This window comes from Streptomyces azureus (genome assembly GCF_001270025.1).
GTDB lineage: Bacteria > Actinomycetota > Actinomycetes > Streptomycetales > Streptomycetaceae > Streptomyces > Streptomyces azureus.
The window spans coordinates 90,092-108,931 of the sequence record NZ_DF968220.1 but is presented as its reverse complement, the minus strand read 5'-3'; the positions used below and the strand labels follow the sequence as shown (position 1 = coordinate 108,931).

At 70.5% G+C, this 18,840-nt stretch carries 18 protein-coding genes and 2 pseudogenes; 10 read left to right on the top strand and 10 right to left on the bottom strand.

Annotation, left to right across the window (positions count from 1 at the left end; translation table 11 throughout):
* Positions 1 to 87: 87 nt before the first annotated feature.
* The 3 genes from AOQ53_RS07305 to AOQ53_RS07295 form a co-directional block, all read right to left on the bottom strand.
* Entirely contained in the window at positions 88 to 834 is a 747-nt protein-coding gene (locus AOQ53_RS07305) for a DUF6227 family protein (RefSeq protein WP_059416007.1), read from the bottom strand.
* A gap of 180 nt (positions 835 to 1,014) precedes the next feature.
* Positions 1,015 to 2,232, bottom strand: coding sequence for a L,D-transpeptidase (locus tag AOQ53_RS07300; RefSeq protein WP_174523242.1), 1,218 nt, complete (start codon positions 2,230 to 2,232; stop codon positions 1,015 to 1,017).
* A gap of 155 nt (positions 2,233 to 2,387) precedes the next feature.
* Complete coding sequence (locus AOQ53_RS07295; RefSeq protein ID WP_059416022.1) at positions 2,388 to 3,416, bottom strand: P1 family peptidase; 1,029 nt, start codon at positions 3,414 to 3,416, stop codon at positions 2,388 to 2,390.
* A 366-nt stretch (positions 3,417 to 3,782) separates the two neighbouring features.
* Here AOQ53_RS07295 and AOQ53_RS45855 point away from each other — a divergent pair, with 366 nt between their 5' ends.
* Positions 3,783 to 4,334: a glyoxalase superfamily protein gene (locus AOQ53_RS45855; RefSeq protein WP_059416003.1), complete on the top strand. Its 552-nt coding sequence runs from the start codon at positions 3,783 to 3,785 to the stop codon at positions 4,332 to 4,334.
* Positions 4,335 to 4,616: 282 nt separating this feature from the next.
* Positions 4,617 to 4,796 (top strand): hypothetical protein, encoded by a 180-nt coding sequence (locus AOQ53_RS07285; RefSeq protein ID WP_010035397.1) that lies wholly within the window; start codon positions 4,617 to 4,619, stop codon positions 4,794 to 4,796.
* 25 nt (positions 4,797 to 4,821) lie between these two features.
* Here the strand turns inward: AOQ53_RS07285 and mscL are convergent, their stop codons facing one another.
* On the bottom strand, positions 4,822 to 5,280 hold the full coding sequence (gene mscL, locus AOQ53_RS07280; RefSeq protein WP_059416001.1) for a large conductance mechanosensitive channel protein MscL: 459 nt from the start codon (positions 5,278 to 5,280) through the stop codon (positions 4,822 to 4,824).
* A gap of 172 nt (positions 5,281 to 5,452) precedes the next feature.
* Here mscL and AOQ53_RS48360 point away from each other — a divergent pair.
* Both AOQ53_RS48360 and AOQ53_RS48355 read left to right on the top strand, forming a co-directional pair.
* A pseudogene (locus AOQ53_RS48360) lies at positions 5,453 to 5,614 on the top strand (RNA-guided endonuclease TnpB family protein); the annotation flags it as partial.
* Positions 5,613 to 5,756: pseudogene (locus AOQ53_RS48355) on the top strand (RNA-guided endonuclease TnpB family protein); the annotation flags it as partial. The pseudogenes AOQ53_RS48360 and AOQ53_RS48355, both read left to right, overlap by 2 nt.
* Before the next feature lie 34 nt (positions 5,757 to 5,790).
* Here the strand turns inward: AOQ53_RS48355 and AOQ53_RS07275 are convergent.
* The 5 genes from AOQ53_RS07275 to AOQ53_RS07255 form a co-directional block, all read right to left on the bottom strand.
* Positions 5,791 to 6,378, bottom strand: coding sequence for a hypothetical protein (locus AOQ53_RS07275; protein WP_408055141.1), 588 nt, complete (start codon positions 6,376 to 6,378; stop codon positions 5,791 to 5,793).
* Positions 6,379 to 6,573: 195 nt separating this feature from the next.
* Positions 6,574 to 7,434 carry an S-methyl-5'-thioadenosine phosphorylase gene (locus AOQ53_RS07270; RefSeq protein ID WP_059415997.1) on the bottom strand — a complete coding sequence of 287 codons (861 nt, stop codon included), beginning with the start codon at positions 7,432 to 7,434 and terminating at the stop codon, positions 6,574 to 6,576.
* A gap of 77 nt (positions 7,435 to 7,511) precedes the next feature.
* Positions 7,512 to 7,829 carry an FmdB family zinc ribbon protein gene (locus AOQ53_RS07265; RefSeq protein WP_059415995.1) on the bottom strand — a complete coding sequence of 106 codons (318 nt, stop codon included), beginning with the start codon at positions 7,827 to 7,829 and terminating at the stop codon, positions 7,512 to 7,514.
* A gap of 67 nt (positions 7,830 to 7,896) precedes the next feature.
* A complete protein-coding gene (locus AOQ53_RS07260; RefSeq protein WP_059415993.1) occupies positions 7,897 to 9,189 on the bottom strand; it encodes an MFS transporter in 1,293 nt (430 codons plus the stop codon).
* A gap of 274 nt (positions 9,190 to 9,463) precedes the next feature.
* Positions 9,464 to 10,972 (bottom strand): potassium/proton antiporter, encoded by a 1,509-nt coding sequence (locus AOQ53_RS07255; RefSeq protein ID WP_059415991.1) that lies wholly within the window; start codon positions 10,970 to 10,972, stop codon positions 9,464 to 9,466.
* Positions 10,973 to 11,231: 259 nt separating this feature from the next.
* Here AOQ53_RS07255 and AOQ53_RS07250 point away from each other — a divergent pair, with 259 nt between their 5' ends.
* Entirely contained in the window at positions 11,232 to 14,033 is a 2,802-nt protein-coding gene (locus tag AOQ53_RS07250) for a penicillin acylase family protein (protein WP_059415989.1), read from the top strand.
* 57 nt (positions 14,034 to 14,090) lie between these two features.
* Here the strand turns inward: AOQ53_RS07250 and AOQ53_RS07245 are convergent, their stop codons facing one another.
* Positions 14,091 to 14,714, bottom strand: a complete 624-nt coding sequence (locus AOQ53_RS07245; protein WP_063888870.1) for a 5-formyltetrahydrofolate cyclo-ligase — start codon at positions 14,712 to 14,714, stop codon at positions 14,091 to 14,093.
* 93 nt (positions 14,715 to 14,807) lie between these two features.
* Here AOQ53_RS07245 and galU point away from each other — a divergent pair, with 93 nt between their 5' ends.
* From galU to AOQ53_RS07220, 5 genes are all read left to right on the top strand, one after another.
* Positions 14,808 to 15,710, top strand: coding sequence for a UTP--glucose-1-phosphate uridylyltransferase GalU (galU, locus tag AOQ53_RS07240; protein ID WP_059416020.1), 903 nt, complete (start codon positions 14,808 to 14,810; stop codon positions 15,708 to 15,710).
* A gap of 4 nt (positions 15,711 to 15,714) precedes the next feature.
* The gene (gene glp, locus AOQ53_RS07235; RefSeq protein WP_059415987.1) at positions 15,715 to 17,052 is read left to right on the top strand and encodes a molybdotransferase-like divisome protein Glp; all 1,338 of its coding nucleotides are present in this window, start codon (positions 15,715 to 15,717) and stop codon (positions 17,050 to 17,052) included.
* A gap of 62 nt (positions 17,053 to 17,114) precedes the next feature.
* Entirely contained in the window at positions 17,115 to 17,609 is a 495-nt protein-coding gene (gene moaC, locus AOQ53_RS07230; protein ID WP_059415986.1) for a cyclic pyranopterin monophosphate synthase MoaC, read from the top strand.
* Positions 17,606 to 18,106, top strand: coding sequence for a MogA/MoaB family molybdenum cofactor biosynthesis protein (locus AOQ53_RS07225; protein ID WP_059415984.1), 501 nt, complete (start codon positions 17,606 to 17,608; stop codon positions 18,104 to 18,106). The genes moaC and AOQ53_RS07225 overlap by 4 nt, the downstream gene beginning before the upstream one ends.
* Before the next feature lie 23 nt (positions 18,107 to 18,129).
* Complete coding sequence (locus AOQ53_RS07220) at positions 18,130 to 18,750, top strand: GNAT family N-acetyltransferase (RefSeq protein WP_099054543.1); 621 nt, start codon at positions 18,130 to 18,132, stop codon at positions 18,748 to 18,750.
* The last annotated feature ends 90 nt before the right edge of the window (positions 18,751 to 18,840 follow it).

Here is an 18,840-nt window from a genome sequence, read left to right as displayed (position 1 = left end):
CGTGTCTTGCGGATCTCGAACATCGCACCCCTTGAGCTGGGGTGTTGCGACGATCGCTAGAACTCAAGCAGGACAGCCGGGGGGGGGTCAGGAGAGCTGCGCCGCCCGCCGCTCCATCGCCTCGCGTGCCGCGTCCTCGCTGGCGTACACCTCGCACATGTGCCGCCCGTCCGGCGTCGCCGTGTGCTCCACCTCCCAGAGGGAGACCTCCGCGCCGTCGCGCAGCAGGAACGCGTGCTCGTAGAGTGAGTAGCCCAGCCTTGCCCGGCCCGCGCGGCACGGGCGGCCGAAGGCCTGGGTGATCTGGTGACCGGACGCCGTGGCCAGCAGGGCCGCCGTGTCGTCGCCCGGCCGGTCCGCGTTCTCCGCGCGGCGCAGTAAACGCCGCGCGTGGTCCGCCGAGTTGTCCCCTGCGTAGGCGTGCCGGGGCGCGGGGACCGGGGAGAGCTGCACCGTCACCGGCAGTTCGAAGTCAGGCGCGTCCGGCGGCAGCGGCAGACGCGAGGTGGCGGCGCGCAGTTCCTCCTCGTCGACGTACACCTCGTGCTGTGGCTCGCTGCCCGGGGCCGTGTTGTGGACGAGCTCCCAGAGCGTGAGCGCCGAACCGTCGGCGAGCAGCCAGGTGTGCCGGTACGTCTCCCGGTGCAGGCCCGCGCTGTGGTGTGCGGAGTGCAGTGAACCGTCGTGCGCCAGCGCGCAGTCCAGCCGCCTTATCGTCTCGTCCGGCAGCTCGAAGGAGTTCAGGGCGCGGCCGAGGAGTCGCGCGAGGTGCTCCTCCGGAGACTCGGGCGAGTCGTGGGGTTCGTACGCTGCCGTCTCGTACGGAACGCTCAAGGTTTCTCCCGGCGTTGCTGCATGTCACCTTGTGGGTGCATACGGTAGCCCCTCGGTCGGACATCATGTCCGGGAACCGAGAAAACGTACGTCCAGGAAAACGCGCGGGCCGCGCGAAAAGTTCCCGCGTGGCCCGGTCGGTCCGTCAAAGGCCCCAGACGGGGAGGCCGTTCATCCGCTTTACGAGGCGCTGCCCGCGACCCACTGGCTCCACGCCATGTTCCAGCCGTTGAGCCCGTTGTCCGGCGCCACCGTCTTGTCGGGGGAGTTCTTGACGACCACCACGTCCCCGATGAGCGAGTTGTCGTAGAACCACTTGGCGGGCGTGCTGCCCCCGGCGCCCTGGACGTCCGCCAGGCCGACGCAGCCGTGGCTGGTGCCCTGGCGGCCGAAGGGGGGATTGCCCTTGTTGTACCAGTAGTTGCCGTGGATGAACGTGCCGGACGTCGTCAGGCGCATCGCGTGCGGCACGTCCGGGATGTCGTACTCACCGCCGAGCCCGACCGTCCGGCTGTTCATCCGGGTCTGCACGAACTTCTCGGAGATCACCATCTGCCCGTTGTACGTGGTGTGCTGCGGGCTGCCCGCCGAGATCGGGATCGTCTTGACGGTCTTGCCGTCCCGCACGACCGTCATGGTCTGCGTGTTGACGTCGACCGTGGAGACCTGCGAGCGCCCGACGGTGAAGGTGACCGTCTTCTTCTGCACGCCGTAGACGCCGTTCGTGCCCTCGACCCCGTCCAGGTCGATCTTCATCGTGACCTTGGAGCCGGCCTTCCAGTACTCCTCGGGCCGGAAGTCGAGCCGCTGCGAGCCGAACCAGTGCCCGACGACCTTCTGCCCGCTGCTGGACGTGACCGTGATGTGTGACTGCACGTCCCTGCGGTTCGTGATGGCCTTGTCGAAGTTGAACGACACCGGCATGCCCACACCGACCGTGGTGCCGTTGTCCGGCGTGTACGTCCCGATGAAGCTGTTCGCCGTGGTGACCGTCGTGAAGATGGAGTTCGCGGCCGCCGTACGGCCCTTCGTGTCCTTGGCGGTCGCCGATATCTGGTACTTGGTGCCGCGCTCCAGCTGCTCCTTCGGCTTCCAGGCCTTGCCGTCGGAGGAGATCGAGCCCGGTACGGCCTGATCGCTGCCCGCCACCGTCATCTTCACGTCGGTCAGCTTCCCGTCGCTGACCTTCACGCCGGTCGAGTTGATGGAGGCGTCGGTCGAACCGTCCTTCGCCGAGATGGCGATCTTCGCGACGGACGTCTTCGCCGAGTCGTCGCCACCCTTGGCGTCGTCCTTGGCGTTGGCGCTGCCACCGCAGGCGGTGAGCGTCAGGGCGCCGACCATCAGGGCGGCACATGCCCCCAGTTTGCGCCGCGCTGCAATGTCCGGCGTTGTCACGGGCTGCTCCCAGTTCGAGTGATGTGCGTGGTCCGCTCCAGTACGTGGGAGAAGAGGGGCCGGGCGGCCGGTCGGGTTGCGTCCGACCGCCATGAGCGACATCACCGTTACAGGGACGGGACAATGTCCGGCGTCGCTGTGCGGTGCCCGTCCGCTCAGCGGCCCGCGTACAACTGCCCGTACGACGGCCACGCCCCGCCCGGACCGTCGACCGGCTCCGCAGCGCGCACGGCCCGCACGATCGCCCGGGTCACGACGTCCGCGCCGGCCGCGAGGATCTCGTTGAGGGCGAGCGGGTTCGCGGCGTCCAGGGCGCGGTCCCCGGTCGCCAGCGCGAACACCGTGTCCCCGTCGTTGAGGAGGTGCACCGGCCGCACCGCGCGGGCGATGCCGTCGTGTGCCGTACCGGCCAGCTTCTGCGCCTGCGCCTTCGACAGACCCGCGTCCGTGGCGACCACCGCGAGCGTGGTGTTGAGCGGCGGAGGCGCGTTCCGCGCGGCCGTCTCGGCGAGGTGCCGGCGCGCGGCCTCGTGCACCCGCGCCTCCGGGTACTCCACCCGCCCCTGGAACAACTCCCCGTACAGCACCCCCGTCTCCGGATCCAGCACCGACCCCGCCGCGTTGGCCACCACCAGCGCGGCCACCGTGATCCCCGAGCCGAGCACGGTGCTCGCGCCGCCGACGCCGCCCTTGACCACCCCGGCCACCGCCCCCGTGCCGGCGCCCACACATCCCTCGGGCACCGGTGCGCCGAGCTCGCTCGCCGCGGCCGCCTCGACCGCCGCACGGCCGGTGGCCGCGTCCGGCCGGGCCTGGAAGTCGCCGCCCCGCCCCAGGTCGAAGACACAGGCGGCGGGCACCACCGGCACGACATGCGCCGGGTCCGCCCCGACACGGATCCCGCGCCCCTGTTCCTCCAGCCAGGCCATCACCCCCGAAGCCGCGTCGAGCCCGTAGGCGCTGCCGCCGGTCAGCACGATCGCCCCGACCTTCCGCACCACGTTGCGCGGGTCGAGGGCGTCCGTCTCCTTGGTGCCCGGGCCACCGCCCCGCACGTCCACGGCGGCCACCGCCCCGCCCTCCGGGGCCAGCACCACCGTGGTGCCGGTGAGCCAACCGTCACCGGCGCGTGTCGCGTGCCCCACCCGCAGGCCGGAGACATCCGTCAGAGCGTCAACTGTCATGGCGCCCAGTCTTGTCCAGACCCAGGCTCTGCGGGCGTACCCACCCTCCCGGGCGGCCCTGCGCGTGGCCTGCTGGTGGGTGTACATGAAGCGCACGCGACGTCATCGCTGCCACGAGCTGGTCAACCGCCCCAGCACAGCCTTCGTATGGTCATGTCTGATTCGCCGCTTGTCGGCGGTGACGCCGTGGTGGCGCGCCGCTCAGGTCGACCGATAGCATCGGCAGCGGCCTGGTGCAGCCGGCCGCTCGCGCCTTTCGAGGTTGGGTGAATGCACCGTGGGTCGCCCTCGCCTCGGCTCACTGAACGCGGCACCAGCCGACAACGCGAGCATCGGCAGGACGGGCCGTGTGGAAAGCCGGGCACGATGACGTCTACTACCACTGACCACGCCAAGAAGCTGGCCAGACTCCTGCGCGAGAACCTTGCCACAGCAGGGATCGAGATTCCGCACAGCCTCGCGCTCGAACTGATCGCCCACCAGCTCGGCACCAAGGACTGGAATGTGCTCGCAGCCCTGGCGAGCAGGGCTGGGAGCCCTGACGCGCCGGACATCAGCCCGGGCGTGCCGGTCCTGCGCGTCATGTCCGTCGCGCAGGCACTGCCGTTCTACCTCGACTACCTGGGCTTCACCCTGGACTGGGAACACCGGTTCGAGCCCGGGCTGCCACTGTATGTGCAGGTATCGCGATCATCAGCCGTGCTGCACCTCTCCGAGCACCACGGCGATGGCAGCCCCAACAGCACGGTCTGGATCCCGGTGCGTGACGTGGCCGCGCTGCACAAGGAATTGCTCGCCCGACCCAACGCTCCGCTCCGTCCCGGAATCGATCCGGACGCGCCAGGAGGACCGACGTTGCAGGTCATCGACCCGTACGGCAACAACCTGAGATTCACGCAGCGGCGCCCCGCGCAATAGCCGACCCCGGCGGCAGCCAGATCACCATCTACAGCTGGAGTACCAGGCGACTTGATGCCCAGCGGGCCGCCAGGGCACGCTCCAGGGCATTTCGGTGCTCCCGGGTCCACGGGCGCGCTGAGGTGGAGCAACGACGGAGTCGCTGCGCGCTGCTCCACAACGCGTCGGAGTTCCGGGCGCCGGGCGCGCCGGAGGGCACGGGCGGGGGAGTGGGGCTGGACGTCATGAGTCCCAGCACAACAGAAGGCACGGGGAATTTCTCCGCGACCGTACCCTGGACGCATGAGCACCGCCCCCGATCCCGAGCCGCGCGCGCCGAAGCCCGCGCTGGTCTTCGACGACCCGCTCGACCAGCAGTCCTCCGACGACACCGACCGAGGCTGGGGTGAGCGCTCCGACGCCGGCGGTGGCGCGGCCGACCTCAAGCGCTTCCTCGACGAGAAGCCGCCCCACCACCTCTGAGCCGGCCGGGCGGCCGCCCGGGGCGCTACTGCCGGTCGTGTCCGGAGCCGCGCTGTGCGACCAGCGCGTCCCGGATCTCCTTCAGCACCTCCAGCTCGGTCACCTCGATGACCTCCTGTGCGCCCTCCTTCGCCTTGCGGCGGGCCTCCAGCCGGGCCAGGTACTTCGCCATGGGCAGGACCATCAGGAAGTAGACGACCGCCGCGGTGATCACGAAGCTCAGCGTGGCGCCGAGGACGGAACCCCACAGGATCCGGATGCCCTCCTCGCCCTCGCACGTCGAGCTCAGACATGAGCTGTAGTGGTCGAGGTTCTTGGTCCCGATGGCTCCGACGACGGGATTGATGATCCCCTTCACCACGGCATTGACGATGTTGGTGAAGGCGGCACCGATCACCACCGCCACCGCCAGGTCGACGACGTTCCCTCGCATCAGGAAGGCCTTGAAGCCCTCCCAGAGGCTCGGTTCCTTCTTCTCGCTCACCTCGGGGTCTCTCCTCGCACCAGCAGCTTGTGGAACAAAACGCTCCGCAACCTACGCCAACGCTGCTCCGAACGGAGCACCTGGGGCCCTCGAACGAGGGGCGGGTTCACGTGCTTCTTGCGAGGCGGCCCGGCGTTCACGCCGGTGACGCAGCTCGACAGGATGCTGACCGAGGCCGAAGGACGGCCGGTCGCACCTGGCGGGCGGCATCGTCGTGACCGTGGTGTGGTCGCGTGAACTGTCGGCTGGGCCGTCCTCGGTGCGTGTGTACCGGGACAGCCCCGGGCATTGGTACTGCTCGTTCGTCGTCCCCGCCCAGGTCCAGCCCCTGCCGCACCTACACCTGCACCGCATGCGGAACCGTGACCCCACGGGACAAGAACTCCGCACGCGTGATGCTCCTCCGGGCTGGTCTCAACCCGGCTGGTGCTGATGGCGCAAGACCTCCTGGAGCGCTGCTCCAGGAAGCAGCCTGAGTCAGAAACCCCCTCCCTCAAGGGAGGAGAGGATTCAGCACAGCGTCACCGCCAACCGCGCGGTGGCGCTCGCACCGGCGAGCCGGGCGGCCGTGGCACGCGGCACCGACAGCATCACCAGTGCTCCTCCGTCGCCCGCGCCCTCCAGCGGTTCCGGCACCTTGGTCACCCTGGCCCCGCGCGCGACCACCCGGGCATCGCCGCCCGACACCGTCTCCTCGGCGGCGATGACGTCGACCCGGTCGCCGGGCCGCAGCAGCCGCACGGTGGCCGCGTCGGCGATCCGGACCGGGGCCGTCACCGCCCCAAGGGCACGACGCGTCCGCACGGGCTGCTCCCCGGACACCGGGGCCGCGTGCGCGGGAGGCTGAGCCCCGGGATGTCCACGGGCACCGTCGGAGCCGCGCGGTCCGGCCGCGACCAGCGCGGTAGCGGTGACCGCCAGGCCCACGGCCAGGGCCCGCCGCCGGTGCCGCACCAGCCGGCCGACTCGGCCGCCGCGTACCCGTACGGGGTCGAACCGCGGCACCTCACGCGCCGCAGGGACCTCGGGCCCGGGCGGGCATGCGGCAACAGACCAAGAAGGCAGGGTGAGGAAAGAGGAAGACGGAGCGAGGGACATGGGGACCACCACCTGGGACGAGCGAACGGCTTGCGCTCCCCACGATGAGGCTTCGCACCACGGCCCGCTCAGGCCTGTGGACCTACCGCCGCCCTGTGGACAACTCCCTCACCCGAACGGCAACTTCCGCCCAACACCCGCCCCCAACACCCGTCCCAACGCCCACCCCCAACGCCCACATCCGGCACCCACCGCCTACGGCAACGCGAACCCCGGATCCATCCCACCCAACGCGTTCACACACAGACAGCCCCGCTCGTCCTCCCCCGGCAATCCCGCCACCGCGTCGAACAGCACGCCCCGCAGCCGGTCCACGTTCGCCGCGAACACCCGCAGCACCTCGTCGTGCGAGACGCCCTCCCCGGTCTCGGCACCGGCGTCGAGGTCGGTGACCAGGGTCAGGGACGTGTAGCAGAGCTCCAGCTCGCGGGCGAGCACCGCCTCGGGGTGGCCGGTCATGCCCACCACCGACCAGCCCTGCGCCTGGTGCCACAACGATTCGGCACGGGTCGAGAAGCGCGGCCCCTCGATGACGACCAGCGTGCCCCCGTCCACCGGCTCCCAGTCCCGCCCGCGCGCCGCCTTCAGCGCGACGGCCCGCCCGGCGGGGCAGTAGGGGTCGGCCAGCGACACGTGCACCACGTTCGGCACCGTCCCGTCGGGCAGCGGCAGCCCGTCGAAGTACGTGGTGGCGCGGGACTTGGTCCGGTCGACCAGCTGGTCCGGAACCAGCAGCGTGCCCGGCCCGTACTCGGGCCGCAGACCGCCGACTGCGCACGGGGCGAGCACCTGGCGCACGCCGACCGACCGCAGCGCCCACAGATTGGCCCGGTAGTTGATCCGGTGCGGCGGCAGATGGTGGCCCCGTCCGTGCCGGGGCAGGAAGGCCACGCGCCGGCCGGCGACCTCGCCGAGGAAGAGGGAGTCGCTGGGCGGCCCGTACGGGGTGTCGACCTGGACCTCGGTCACGTCGTCGAGGAAGGAGTAGAACCCGGAGCCGCCGATGACGCCGATCCCGGCGCCCCCCGTGTTCGCCACGTTCGCCTTGTTCGCCATGCCCGCACCCTAACCGCACGCGGAAACGCCGAGGACCCCACCGCCGAAAGGCGACAGGGTCCCGTAAGAAACTGGCCTTACGCGGCGGTGGTGCTGCTGCTGGTCGAGCTGCCGGTGCCGGACGACGAGTTCGAACCGGAGCCGGCGCTGGAGCCGGAGTCGGAGGACGACGAGGAGGTGCTCGACGACTTCGACGCCGGGGTGCTGCTCGACGAGGAGCCGCGGCTGTCGTTCCGGTAGAAGCCGGAGCCCTTGAAGACAATGCCGACCGCCGAGAACACCTTCTTCAGGCGGCCCTTGCAGCTGGGGCACTCGGTGAGGGCGTCGTCGGTGAACTTCTGCACCGCCTCGAGGCCCTCGCCGCACTCGGTGCACTGGTACTGGTAGGTGGGCACTGTCTTCCTCCTGGCACTCTCACTCGATGAGTGCTAACGACGATCCATCTTGACGTATTCCGGCCGTTCAGTCCACTGCCACCGGCACGCGGTGACCCACGCCACGTGCGACGGTGCGGCCCTGGGCACGTCCCGACAGCCGGGAACGCAGGGCCAGGAGGGTCGCCAGGGCGAGCACGGTGCCGCCCATCGGCACCAGGAAACCGGCGCCGTCCCGGAAGTGGTCCTCCAGTTGCCCGGCGACCGTGACGGCGGCCGCCTGGCCGAGCGCCACCGCGCCCGTCAGCCAGGTGAAGGCCTCGGTGCGGGCACCGGCCGGGACCAGACCCTCGACCAGGGTGTAGCCGGTGATCAGGGCGGGCGCGATGCACATGCCGACCAGCAGGCCGAGCCCGGCGAGGACCGGCACCGAGTGGGCGGCCCACAGGCCCGACGCGGTGAGCGCGAGCGCCGTGTAGCCGACGACGAGGCGCCGCTGCGGGGCCACCTTCCAGGCGATCGCGCCGCAGGCGAGGCCGGAGATCATGTTGCCCGCGGCGAAGATCCCGTAGAGGACGCCGTTGAGGCCCGGTTCGCCGATCGACTCGGTGAACGCGGCCAGCGAGACCTGCATACCGCCGAAGACGGACCCGATGCCCAGGAACGTCACGATCAGCACGCGCACTCCGGGGATCCGCAGCGCGGAAGCGTGCTCCACGCGCGCGTGGCCGCGGCCTGTGACCGAGGGCTGGGTGCTCTTCTGCGCGGCGAACAGCAGACCGCCGATCAGGGTCAGCGAGGCCTCCGTGACCAGCCCGGCGGCCGGGTCGACGGCCGTGCACAGGGCGGTGGCCAGCAGCGGGCCGACGACGAAGGTCAGTTCGTCCGTGACGGACTCGAAGGCCGCCGCGGTGGTCAGCAGCGGCGAGTCCTTGAGCTTCACGCCCCAGCGGGCCCGCACCATGGGACCGACCTGCGGCACCGAGGCGCCGGTCGGGACGGCCGCCACGAACAGCGCCCACAAGGGCGCGTCCATGAGCGCCAGAGCCGTCAGCGTCAGCCCGGACAGGGTGTGCAGCAGGACGCCGGGGACCAGCACGGCACGCTGCCCGTAGCGGTCGGCGAGGCGGCCGCTGTAGGGAGCGAACAGCGCCATGGAGACACCGGTGACGGCCGCGGCGGCGCCCGCCGCTCCGTAGGAGCCGGTGGTGTGCTGCACCAGCAGCACGATGGAGATCGTCAGCATCGCGAACGGCTGGCGCGCCGCGAAGCCGGGGAGCAGGAACGTCCAGGCGCCGCGGGTGCGCAGCAGCCGGCCGTATCCCGGGCGGGCGGAAGCCGTCGAGTTCTTCGACTTCTTCGAGGTGACCGTGGACGCCACGGCCCGTGCCTTTCTGCCGCCTGGTAGCGCGGGCCCGTCAGCGGGCGGCGCCGAGAGCTGTCCTCTTGCGCGGAACTGCGGTAGATGCCGGGGCCCGGTGAGGAGGGGTGACCCGACCGCCATACGGTCGCGCCAGCTCTGCGTCAGGCAGAGTTGGTTCGATCTTGGGTAACGCCTTTATCGTACAGGCCCGTGAGTGGGCCTGCCTGTGAAAAAGAGCACTGCGGGTGTGTCCACCTGCGAAATCGGGGGCATGAACGACGCGAAACCGCCCTTAACGACTCGCCTCGTCCGTCCCCAGCCATCCGGCCAGCTTGCCGCCGCGGCCCACCGCGCGCAGCCGCCGCTCCGTCGCGTCCCGCACCGGGTCCGTGGCCACGACGAGGAGCTCGTCCCCGCGTTGCAGCACCGTCGTAGGAAGCGGCACGAACGACTCCGAGGCGCGTACGACGAGCGTCACGGCGGCGCCGGGCGGCAGCCGCAGTTCGTTGACCTCCACCCCGTGCATCTTCGACCCCTCGGGGATCGCCACGGACAGCAGATGCCCGCTCAGTCGCTCCAGCGGGGCCGACTCGATGCCGAGGTCGGCGGCCTCCGAACCGTCGCCCAGGCGCAGCGTGCGGGCCAGCCACGGCAAGGTCGGGCCCTGGACCAGGGTGTAGACGACGACCAGGATGAAGACGATGTTGAAGATCCGGCGGCTCGCCTCCACGCCCTCCACCATGGGGATGGTCGCCAGGATGATGGGCACCGCCCCGCGCAGCCCGGCCCAGGACATGAGGGCCTGTTCCTGCCACGGGACCCGGAAGGGCGACAGGGAGACCACCACGCTCAGCGGGCGCGCCACCATGGTCAGCACCAGCCCGATGACGAGCGCGGGCACGATGTCGTCACCCAGCTCGTGCGGGGTGACCAGCAGGCCGAGCAGGACGAACATGCCGATCTGAGCCATCCAGCCGAGCCCGTCGGCGAAGCCGCGCGTGGCCGGCCAGTGCGGCAGCCGCGCGTTGCCCATCACCATCGCGGCGAGATACACCGCGAGGAAGCCGCTGCCGTGGGCCAGCGCGCCCGCCGCGTACGCCACCACGGCGATGGCCATGACGGCGATCGGGTAGAGGCCGGAGGCAGGCAGCGCCACGTGCCTCAGCCCCCAGGAGCCGAGCCAGCCCACCGCGAGCCCGATGGCCGCACCGATGGCCAGCTCCAGCAGGATCACGCCGAGCAGCACGTACCAGTGTTCGGCCGGCCCCGCCGTGGACAGTGAGACCACGAGGATGACCACCGGGGCGTCGTTGAAGCCGGACTCCGCCTCCAGCGTGCCCGTCACGCGCGCGGGGAGGGGGATCTTCCGCAGCACGGAGAACACGGCCGCCGCGTCGGTCGAGGAGACGACCGCCCCGATGATCAGCGCCTGCCGCCACTCCAGGTCGATCAGGTAGTGCGCGGCCGACGCCGTCACCCCGACGCTCACCGCGACACCGGCCAGCGCCAGCGCCGTGGCGGCCGGCAGGGCCGGCTTGATCTCCTTCCACTTCGTGCCCAGTCCACCTTCGGCCAGGATCACGACCAGGGCCGCGTATCCGATGACCTGGGTCAGTTCGGCGTTGTCGAAGTGGATGTCGCCGATGCCGTCCTGGCCCATGGCGACGCCTATCCCCAGATAGACGAGCAGGCTGGGGAGCCCGCTGCGCGAGGAGATCCGTACCGCTGCGACGGCGACGAGCAGGACGAGCGAGCAGACGAGCAGGAGCTGGTTGAGGTGGTGAACAGTCAGCGGCCGAATCCTTCCCTGGCCCGCACGCGCACGCGCGTGGGCTCACGTACATCGCACATGACGCTGTGGCGCATCGCGCCAACTACTTCGTTACCTTACCTAACTCTTGACGATTTCTTGACGCTTCCGAGGGTGAGATCGAACATTCATCCGTGCCGGTTCCCGACTCCGCGTCAAGGGGCGTGAGGCCCTGCGCCTATCGTTGCTCCAGCGCTCAGTTAAAAGCACAGCCGAACCTGCCGCTCGACTTAGGACAGCAAGGACAGCGATGCCCACCGACACCACCGCCTCCACGGGTCAGCAGCCCGGCAAGTCCGGCAGGAGAAAGGGGCGCAAAGCACGTCTGATCGTGCTCGTCCTGGTGCTGGCACTGATCGGAGGCGTCGCCTTCGGGGCGTACTGGTCCATCAGCACCGTCCGCGCCTCGTTCCCGCAGACCAAGGGCACCCTCACGCTCAAGGGCCTCTCGGGACCCGTCGAGGTCAAACGCGACGACTACGGCATCCCGCAGATCTACGCCTCCTCCGACGCGGACCTGTTCATGGCGCAGGGCTACGTCCAGGCGCAGGACCGGTTCTACGAGATGGACGTACGCCGTCACATGGCCGCCGGCCGGCTGTCGGAGATGTTCGGCAAGAGCCAGGTCGACAACGACGAGTTCCTGCGCACGCTCGGCTGGGAGCGGGTCGCCAAGCAGGAGTACGACACCAAGCTGTCGGCCTCCACGAAGAAGTACCTCCAGGCCTACGCCGAGGGGGTCAACGCCTACCTCCAGGGCAAGGACGGCAAGGACATCTCCCTGGAGTACGCGGCGCTCGGGTTCACCAACGACTACAAGCCGCAGAAGTGGACCCCGGTCGACTCGGTCTCCTGGCTGAAGGCGATGGCCTGGGACCTGCGCAGCAACATGAAGAACGAGATCGACCGCGCCCTGCTGACCAGCCGCCTCGGCCCGAAGCAGATCGCCGAGCTGTACCCGCAGTACCCGTACAGCCGGAACAAGGCGATCGTCCAGGAGGGCCAGTACGACGAGCTGACGGGCGCGTTCGAACAGGGCGGCACGAGCGGCACCGGCGGCACGGGCACCGGCGGGACCGGCGGCACCGCGGCCGGCACAGCGGGTTCCGCGGGCACGGCCTCCGGCACCGCGGGCACGGCCTCCGGTACCTCGGGCCTGGACAGCCAGCTCACCGGCCTCAGCGATGCCCTGAGCGACCTCCCGCCGGCCGTCGGCGTGAACGGTGACGGCATCGGCTCCAACTCCTGGGTCGTCGGCGGGCAGCACACCATCACCGGCAAGCCGCTGCTGGCCAACGACCCGCACCTGTCGCCCTCGTTGCCGTCCGTCTGGTACCAGATGGGCCTGCACTGCCGCAGCGTCTCCAGCGCGTGCCAGTACGACGTCAGCGGCTACACCTTCGCCGGCATGCCCGGCGTGATAATCGGTCACAACCAGGACATCGCCTGGGGCATGACCAATTCCGGCGTCGACGTCACGGACCTCTACCTGGAGAAGATCACCGGCGACGGCTACCTGTACGACGGCAAGGTCAAGCCCTTCGAGAGGCGCGAGGAGACCATCAAGGTCGCCGGCGGCTCGCCCAGGAAGATCGTCGTCCGCGGGACCAACAACGGCCCCCTGCTGTCCGACCGTGCCAAGGAGCTCGTGAAGGTCGGCAGGAAGGCCGCCGTCGACACCGCCGCACCCGACAGAGGCGACGGCTACGGCGTCGCACTGCGCTGGACCGCGCTTCAGCCGGGCACCAGCATGGACGCCGTCTTCGCCATGGACAGGGCGAAGAACTGGACCGACTTCCGCAGGGCCGCCGCGCTGTTCGACGTGCCCTCGCAGAACCTGATCTACGCGGACACCGAGAACAACATCGGCTACACCCTGCCGGGCAGGATCCCCAAGCGCTCCCGGGACCACGACGGCTCCGTCCCGGCGCCCGGCTGGGACCCCGAGTACCGCTGGACCGGCTACATCGAGCAGGACGCGCTGCCGTACGAGTACGACCCGAAGCGGGGCTACATCGTCACCGCCAACCAGGCCGTGATCGACCCGGACAAGTACCCCTACACCCTCACCAAGGACTGGGGCTACGGCACGCGCAGCCAGCGGATCACCGACCTGATCCAGTCGAAGATCAAGGGCGGCGGCAAGATCTCCACCGACGACATGCGCCAGATGCAGTTGGACAACAGCAGCGAGATCGCCCGGCTGCTGGTGCCCACGCTGCTCAAGATCGACCCCGAGAACAAGGACGTCCGCGAGGCGCAGAAGCTGCTGGAGGGCTGGGACTACACCCAGGACACCGACTCGGCGGCCGCCGCCTACTTCAACGCGGTCTGGCGCAACATCCTCAAGCTCGCCTTCGGCAACAAGCTGCCCAAGGAACTGCGGGTCAAGGGCCAGTGCCTGTGGGTGGAGCCGGTCAACACCACCGGGCCCGCCGACGAGGCGGAGAAGGTGCGCGAGTGCGGCGAGCGTGACCCGGACCAGGCGCAGCCCAACGGCGGCGACCGCTGGTTCGAGGTGGTCCGCAAGCTGATGGACCAGCCGGACAGCGACTGGTGGAAGACGCCCGAGGTGGGCACCCGCGACGGCGCCGTCAACCGCGACCAGCTGTTCAGGCGCGCCATGGTCGACGCCCGCTGGGAGCTGACCGCCAAGCTCGGCAAGGACATCGACACCTGGACCTGGGGACGGCTGCACCGCCTGTTCCTGAAGAACCAGACCCTCGGCACCGAGGGCCCAGGTTTCCTCCAGTACGCCCTCAACCGTGGCCCCTGGGAGCTCAGCGGCGGCGAGGCCACCGTCAACGCGACCGGCTGGAACGCGGCCGGCGGCTACGGCGTGGTGTGGGTGCCGTCCATGCGGATGGTCGTGAACCTCGGCGACCTCGACAAGTCCCGCTGGATCAACCTCAGCGGCGCCTCCGGACACGCCTACAGCGCCCACTACGTCGACCAGACGGACAAGTGGGCCGACGGCGAACTGCTCCCGTGGTCCTTCTCGGACCGGGCGGTCGAGGACGGCACGACCGACAAGCTGGTGCTCAAGCCGTGAGCCGCTGACACCGGAAACCGAACGGCCCTCCACGCACGCGTGGAGGGCCGTTTCGCATCAGGGCTCCTGCCGGAACCGCCGCACCCCCGACGGCGTCACCACCGCCTGCACCGGCCGGTCGTGGGGCTCCTCCGGGACGTGCTCGACCACCTCCGAGTCGTACAACAGCACCACCAGCGCGGGACGCGCACCCGCCCGCTCCAGCCGCGCCAGCACACGGTCGTACGAGCCTCCGCCGCGCCCCAGCCGCATTCCGCGCGTGTCGACCGCCAGACCCGGCAGCAGCACGGCGTCGGCGGTGGTCACGGCGTCCGGGCCGAGGCGCTCGCCCGCGGGCTCGAAGAGGGCCATCCTGCCGCCGTGTTGGACGCGCGCCAGCGAGCCCTCGCCCTCGTAGACGCCCCAGTCGAGGTCGTTGTCGGGCAGCAGGGCCGGAAGCAGGACGCGTACGCCCCGGGCGCGCAGCGCGTCAAGGAGCGCGCGCGTACCCGGCTCACTCCCCACGGAGACGTACGCGGCCACCGTGCCGGCCCGCGCCAACTCGGGCAGCTCCAGCGCCCGCCCGGCCAGCGCGACCGAGGTTTCCCGCAGGTCATCCGCCGTCAACCTGTTCCTCACCGCGAGGAGCTCGCGCCGCAAACTCCGCTTGTCAGGCTCGCCCGGACGTCCGATGTGACTCAAAGGTTGCTCCCGTACCGTCGCAATACGCTCATATGAGCGCCTATGAACCGGAGTCGCGGATTCCGCGCAAAGGCACCGGATATGGTGGCGGGCATGACTCAGTCGCACCCTCGGATCAGCAAGGCTGTCATTCCAGCAGCAGGCCTCGGTACCCGGTTCCTGCCGGCCACCAAGGCCACTCCCAAGGAGATGCTGCCGGTCGTCGACAAGCCCGCGATCCAGTACGTGGTCGAGGAGGCCGTCGCCGCGGGTCTCGACGACGTCCTCATGGTGACGGGCCGCAACAAGCGCCCCCTCGAGGACCACTTCGACCGCAACTACGAGCTGGAGTCGGCGCTTCAGAAGAAGGGCGACGCCGGCCGCCTCGCCAAGGTGCAGGAGTCGAGCGACCTCGCGACCATGCACTACGTCCGCCAGGGCGACCCCAAGGGCCTCGGTCACGCCGTCCTGTGCGCCGCCCCGCACGTGGGTGACGAGCCCTTCGCCGTCCTCCTCGGCGACGACCTGATCGACCCCCGCGACCCCCTGCTCCAGCGCATGGTCGAGGTCCAGGAGCAGCGCGGCGGCAGCGTCATCGCGCTCATGGAGGTCGCCCCGGAGCAGATCCACCTCTACGGCTGCGCGGCCGTCGAGAGCACCGAGGACAGCGACGTCGTCCAGGTCAGCGGCCTCGTCGAGAAGCCCGACCCGGCCGACGCCCCGTCCAACTACGCGATCATCGGCCGCTACGTCCTCGACCCGCACATCTTCGACATACTGCGCCGGACCGAGCCGGGCCGCGGCGGCGAGATCCAGCTCACGGACGCCCTCCAGCAGCTCGCCGAAGACGAGAAGATCGGCGGCCCGGTGCACGGCGTCGTCTTCAAGGGCCGCCGCTATGACACCGGCGACCGCGGCGACTACCTGCGTGCCATTGTCCGGCTCGCGTGCGAACGTGAAGACCTGGGCCCGGACTTCCGGACCTGGCTTCGCAGTTACGTAGCCGAGGAGATGTAGCACGTTGAGCAGCGCCGCGCCCCGCGTCACCGGCCAGGACCACTCGGGACCCGACCACCTCTGGTCGGTGGAGGAGCACCTGGAGGACATCCTCGCCACCGTCCGCCCCCTGGAACCCATCGAGCTGCACCTGCTCGACGCCCAGGGCTGCGTCCTCGTCGAGGACATCACGGTGCCGGTGTCCCTGCCGCCCTTCGACAACAGCTCGATGGACGGCTACGCGGTGCGGGTCGCGGACGTCGCGGGCGCGAGCGAGGAGTTCCCGGCGGCCCTGGAGGTCGTCGGGGACGTCGCCGCCGGCCAGGCCGAGCTGCTCCACGTGGGCCCCGGCCAGGCCGCCCGCATCATGACCGGCGCCCCGCTGCCGCCCGGCGCCGAGACGGTTGTGCCCGTCGAGTGGACCGACGGCGGGCTCGGCGAGGGCCCGGTGGCCGGGATGCGCGCCCGCAGCCTCGGCCCCGAGGGCGCCACAGGACACGTGCACGTGTACCGCCCGGCCGAGGCCCGTGCGCACGTGCGTGCCACGGGCAGCGACGTGAAGGCCGGCGACCGCGCCCTGGAGGCCGGCACGATCCTCGGCCCGCCCCAGATCGCCCTGCTCGCCGCGATCGGCCGCGGCACCGTCCGCGTACACCCGCGCCCGCGCGTGGTGGTGCTCTCCACCGGCAGCGAACTCGTCCAGCCCGACGCGGAACTGGGCACCGGTCAGATCTACGACTCCAACAGCTTCGCCCTCACCGCCGCCGCCCGCGACGCGGGAGCCATCGCCTACCGTGTGGGCGCCGTCGCCGACGACGCCGAGACCCTGCGCTCCACCATCGAGGACCAGCTGGTCCGCGCCGACCTGATGGTCACCACGGGCGGCGTGAGCGTCGGGGCCTACGACGTCGTCAAGGAGGCCCTGTCCCACGTCGCCGACGAGGACGAGGCGGGCAGCGGCATCGAGTTCCGCAAGCTCGCCATGCAGCCCGGCAAGCCCCAGGGCTTCGGCTCCATCGGCCCCGACCACACGCCGCTGCTGGCCCTGCCCGGCAACCCGGTGTCGTCGTACGTCTCCTTCGAACTGTTCGTCCGCCCCGCGATCCGCGCCCTCATGGGCCTTGAGGACGTCCACCGGCCGACGACCCGGGCGACCCTGACCGCGGACAAGGCGCTGACCTCCCCGAAGGGCCGCCGCCAGTTCCTGCGCGGCACGTACGACGACGGACGGGTGACCCCGGTCGGCGGCGCCGGATCCCACCTGGTCGCGGCCCTCGCCCACGCCGACGCGCTGATCGTCGTCCCCGAGGACACCGAGTCCGTGGAGCCCGGCACCGAGGTCGAGGTGGTCCTGCTCGGCTGAGAGGCGCTGGTTGGGGGTACCGTGTCGCGCACAGCAGGCCCGGACCGGGAGCGCCACACAGCATGAGCACGCAGGACCCCCCTACGCAGGACCGCCTGACGCACATCGACGAGGCGGGTGCCGCCCGCATGGTCGACGTGTCGGAGAAGGACGTGACCGCGCGCACCGCCCGCGCCAGCGGACGCGTCCTCGTCTCGCCCCGCGTGATCGAGTTGCTGCGCGGCGAGGGCGTCCCCAAGGGCGACGCCCTCGCGACCGCGCGGATCGCCGGGATCATGGGCGCCAAACGCACCCCGGACCTGATCCCGCTCTGTCACCCCTTGTCGGTGTCCGGTGTGAAACTGGACCTGACGGTCGCGGACGACGCGGTGGAGATTCTGGCCACCGTGAAGACGACGGACCGCACGGGCGTCGAGATGGAGGCCCTCACCGCGGTCTCCGTCGCCGCGCTCACCGTGATCGACATGGTCAAGGCGGTCGACAAGGGAGCGGTCATCACGGACGTACGGGTGGAGGAGAAGACGGGCGGCAAGTCGGGCGACTGGAGCCGGGCATGACGTACCGCGCTCTCGTCGTCACCGCATCCAACCGGGCCGCCGCCGGGATCTACGAGGACAAGGGCGGCCCGCTGATCGCGCACGGCCTGAAGGGCTTCGGCTTCCAGGTCGACGGCCCGCAGGTCGTCCCCGACGGCGGCCCGGTGGAGGCGGCCCTGCGCGCCGGTGTCGAGACCGGCTACGACGTCATCGTCACCACCGGCGGCACGGGCATCTCGCCCACCGACCGCACGCCCGAGGCGACGCGCCGGGTGATCGACCACGAGGTCCCGGGCATCGCCGAGGCCATCAGGGCGTTCGGCAGGGAGAAGGTGCCGACCGCGGCGCTCTCCCGGGGCCTGGCCGGAGTGGCGGGCGGGACCCTGATCGTCAACCTGCCCGGCTCCAGCGGCGGTGTGAAGGACGGCCTGGCCGTCCTGGAACCGCTACTGGTCCATGCCGTCGAGCAGCTCCGCGGCGGTGACCACCCCAGACCCGGCTATGGGGGTGCGAGCTGAACAGCCCATCCTGGCCAGTCGAGCTGGTGGACGGCGACATCGTCCTCAGGCCGATAAAGCTGCGCGACCAGCGGGCGTGGCGCGAGGTCAACCGGCGCAACCGTGACTGGCTGCGCCCCTGGGAGGCGACCATTCCGCCGCCCGCGCCCGGTGGGCCGCTGACGCACCGCCCGACCTTCCGCCAGATGGTCCGCCACCTGAGGTCGGAGGCGAACGCGGGCCGGATGTTGCCCTTCGTCATCGAGTACCAGGGGCGGCTGGTGGGGCAGTTGACCGTGGCCGGAATCACCTGGGGTTCGATGTGCTCGGGGCACGTCGGCTACTGGGTGGACGAGGGGGTGGCCGGCCGCGGGGTGATGCCGACGGCGGTGGCACTCGTCGTGGACCACTGTTTCCGTACGGTCGGGCTGCACCGCATCGAGGTCTGCATTCGCCCCGAGAACGGGCCGAGCCGCCGGGTCGTGGAGAAACTCGGATTCCGTGAGGAGGGGCTCAGGCCGCGTTATCTCCACATCGACGGCGCCTGGCGAGATCACCTCGTCTTCGCGCTGACGGCGGAAGAGGTGCCGGACGGGTTGCTGAGGCGCTGGCACCGGGCACGATCGCAGAGTAATCCGGGAATCCGGCACCACCCCGGAAATTGAATGTTTGTTCGAAATTGATCGGCCGGTGACCGCCTCAGGCCATTGAATTCCCGGCCGCGGCGGTCTGCTGATCGCATCGGTCACAAAAAA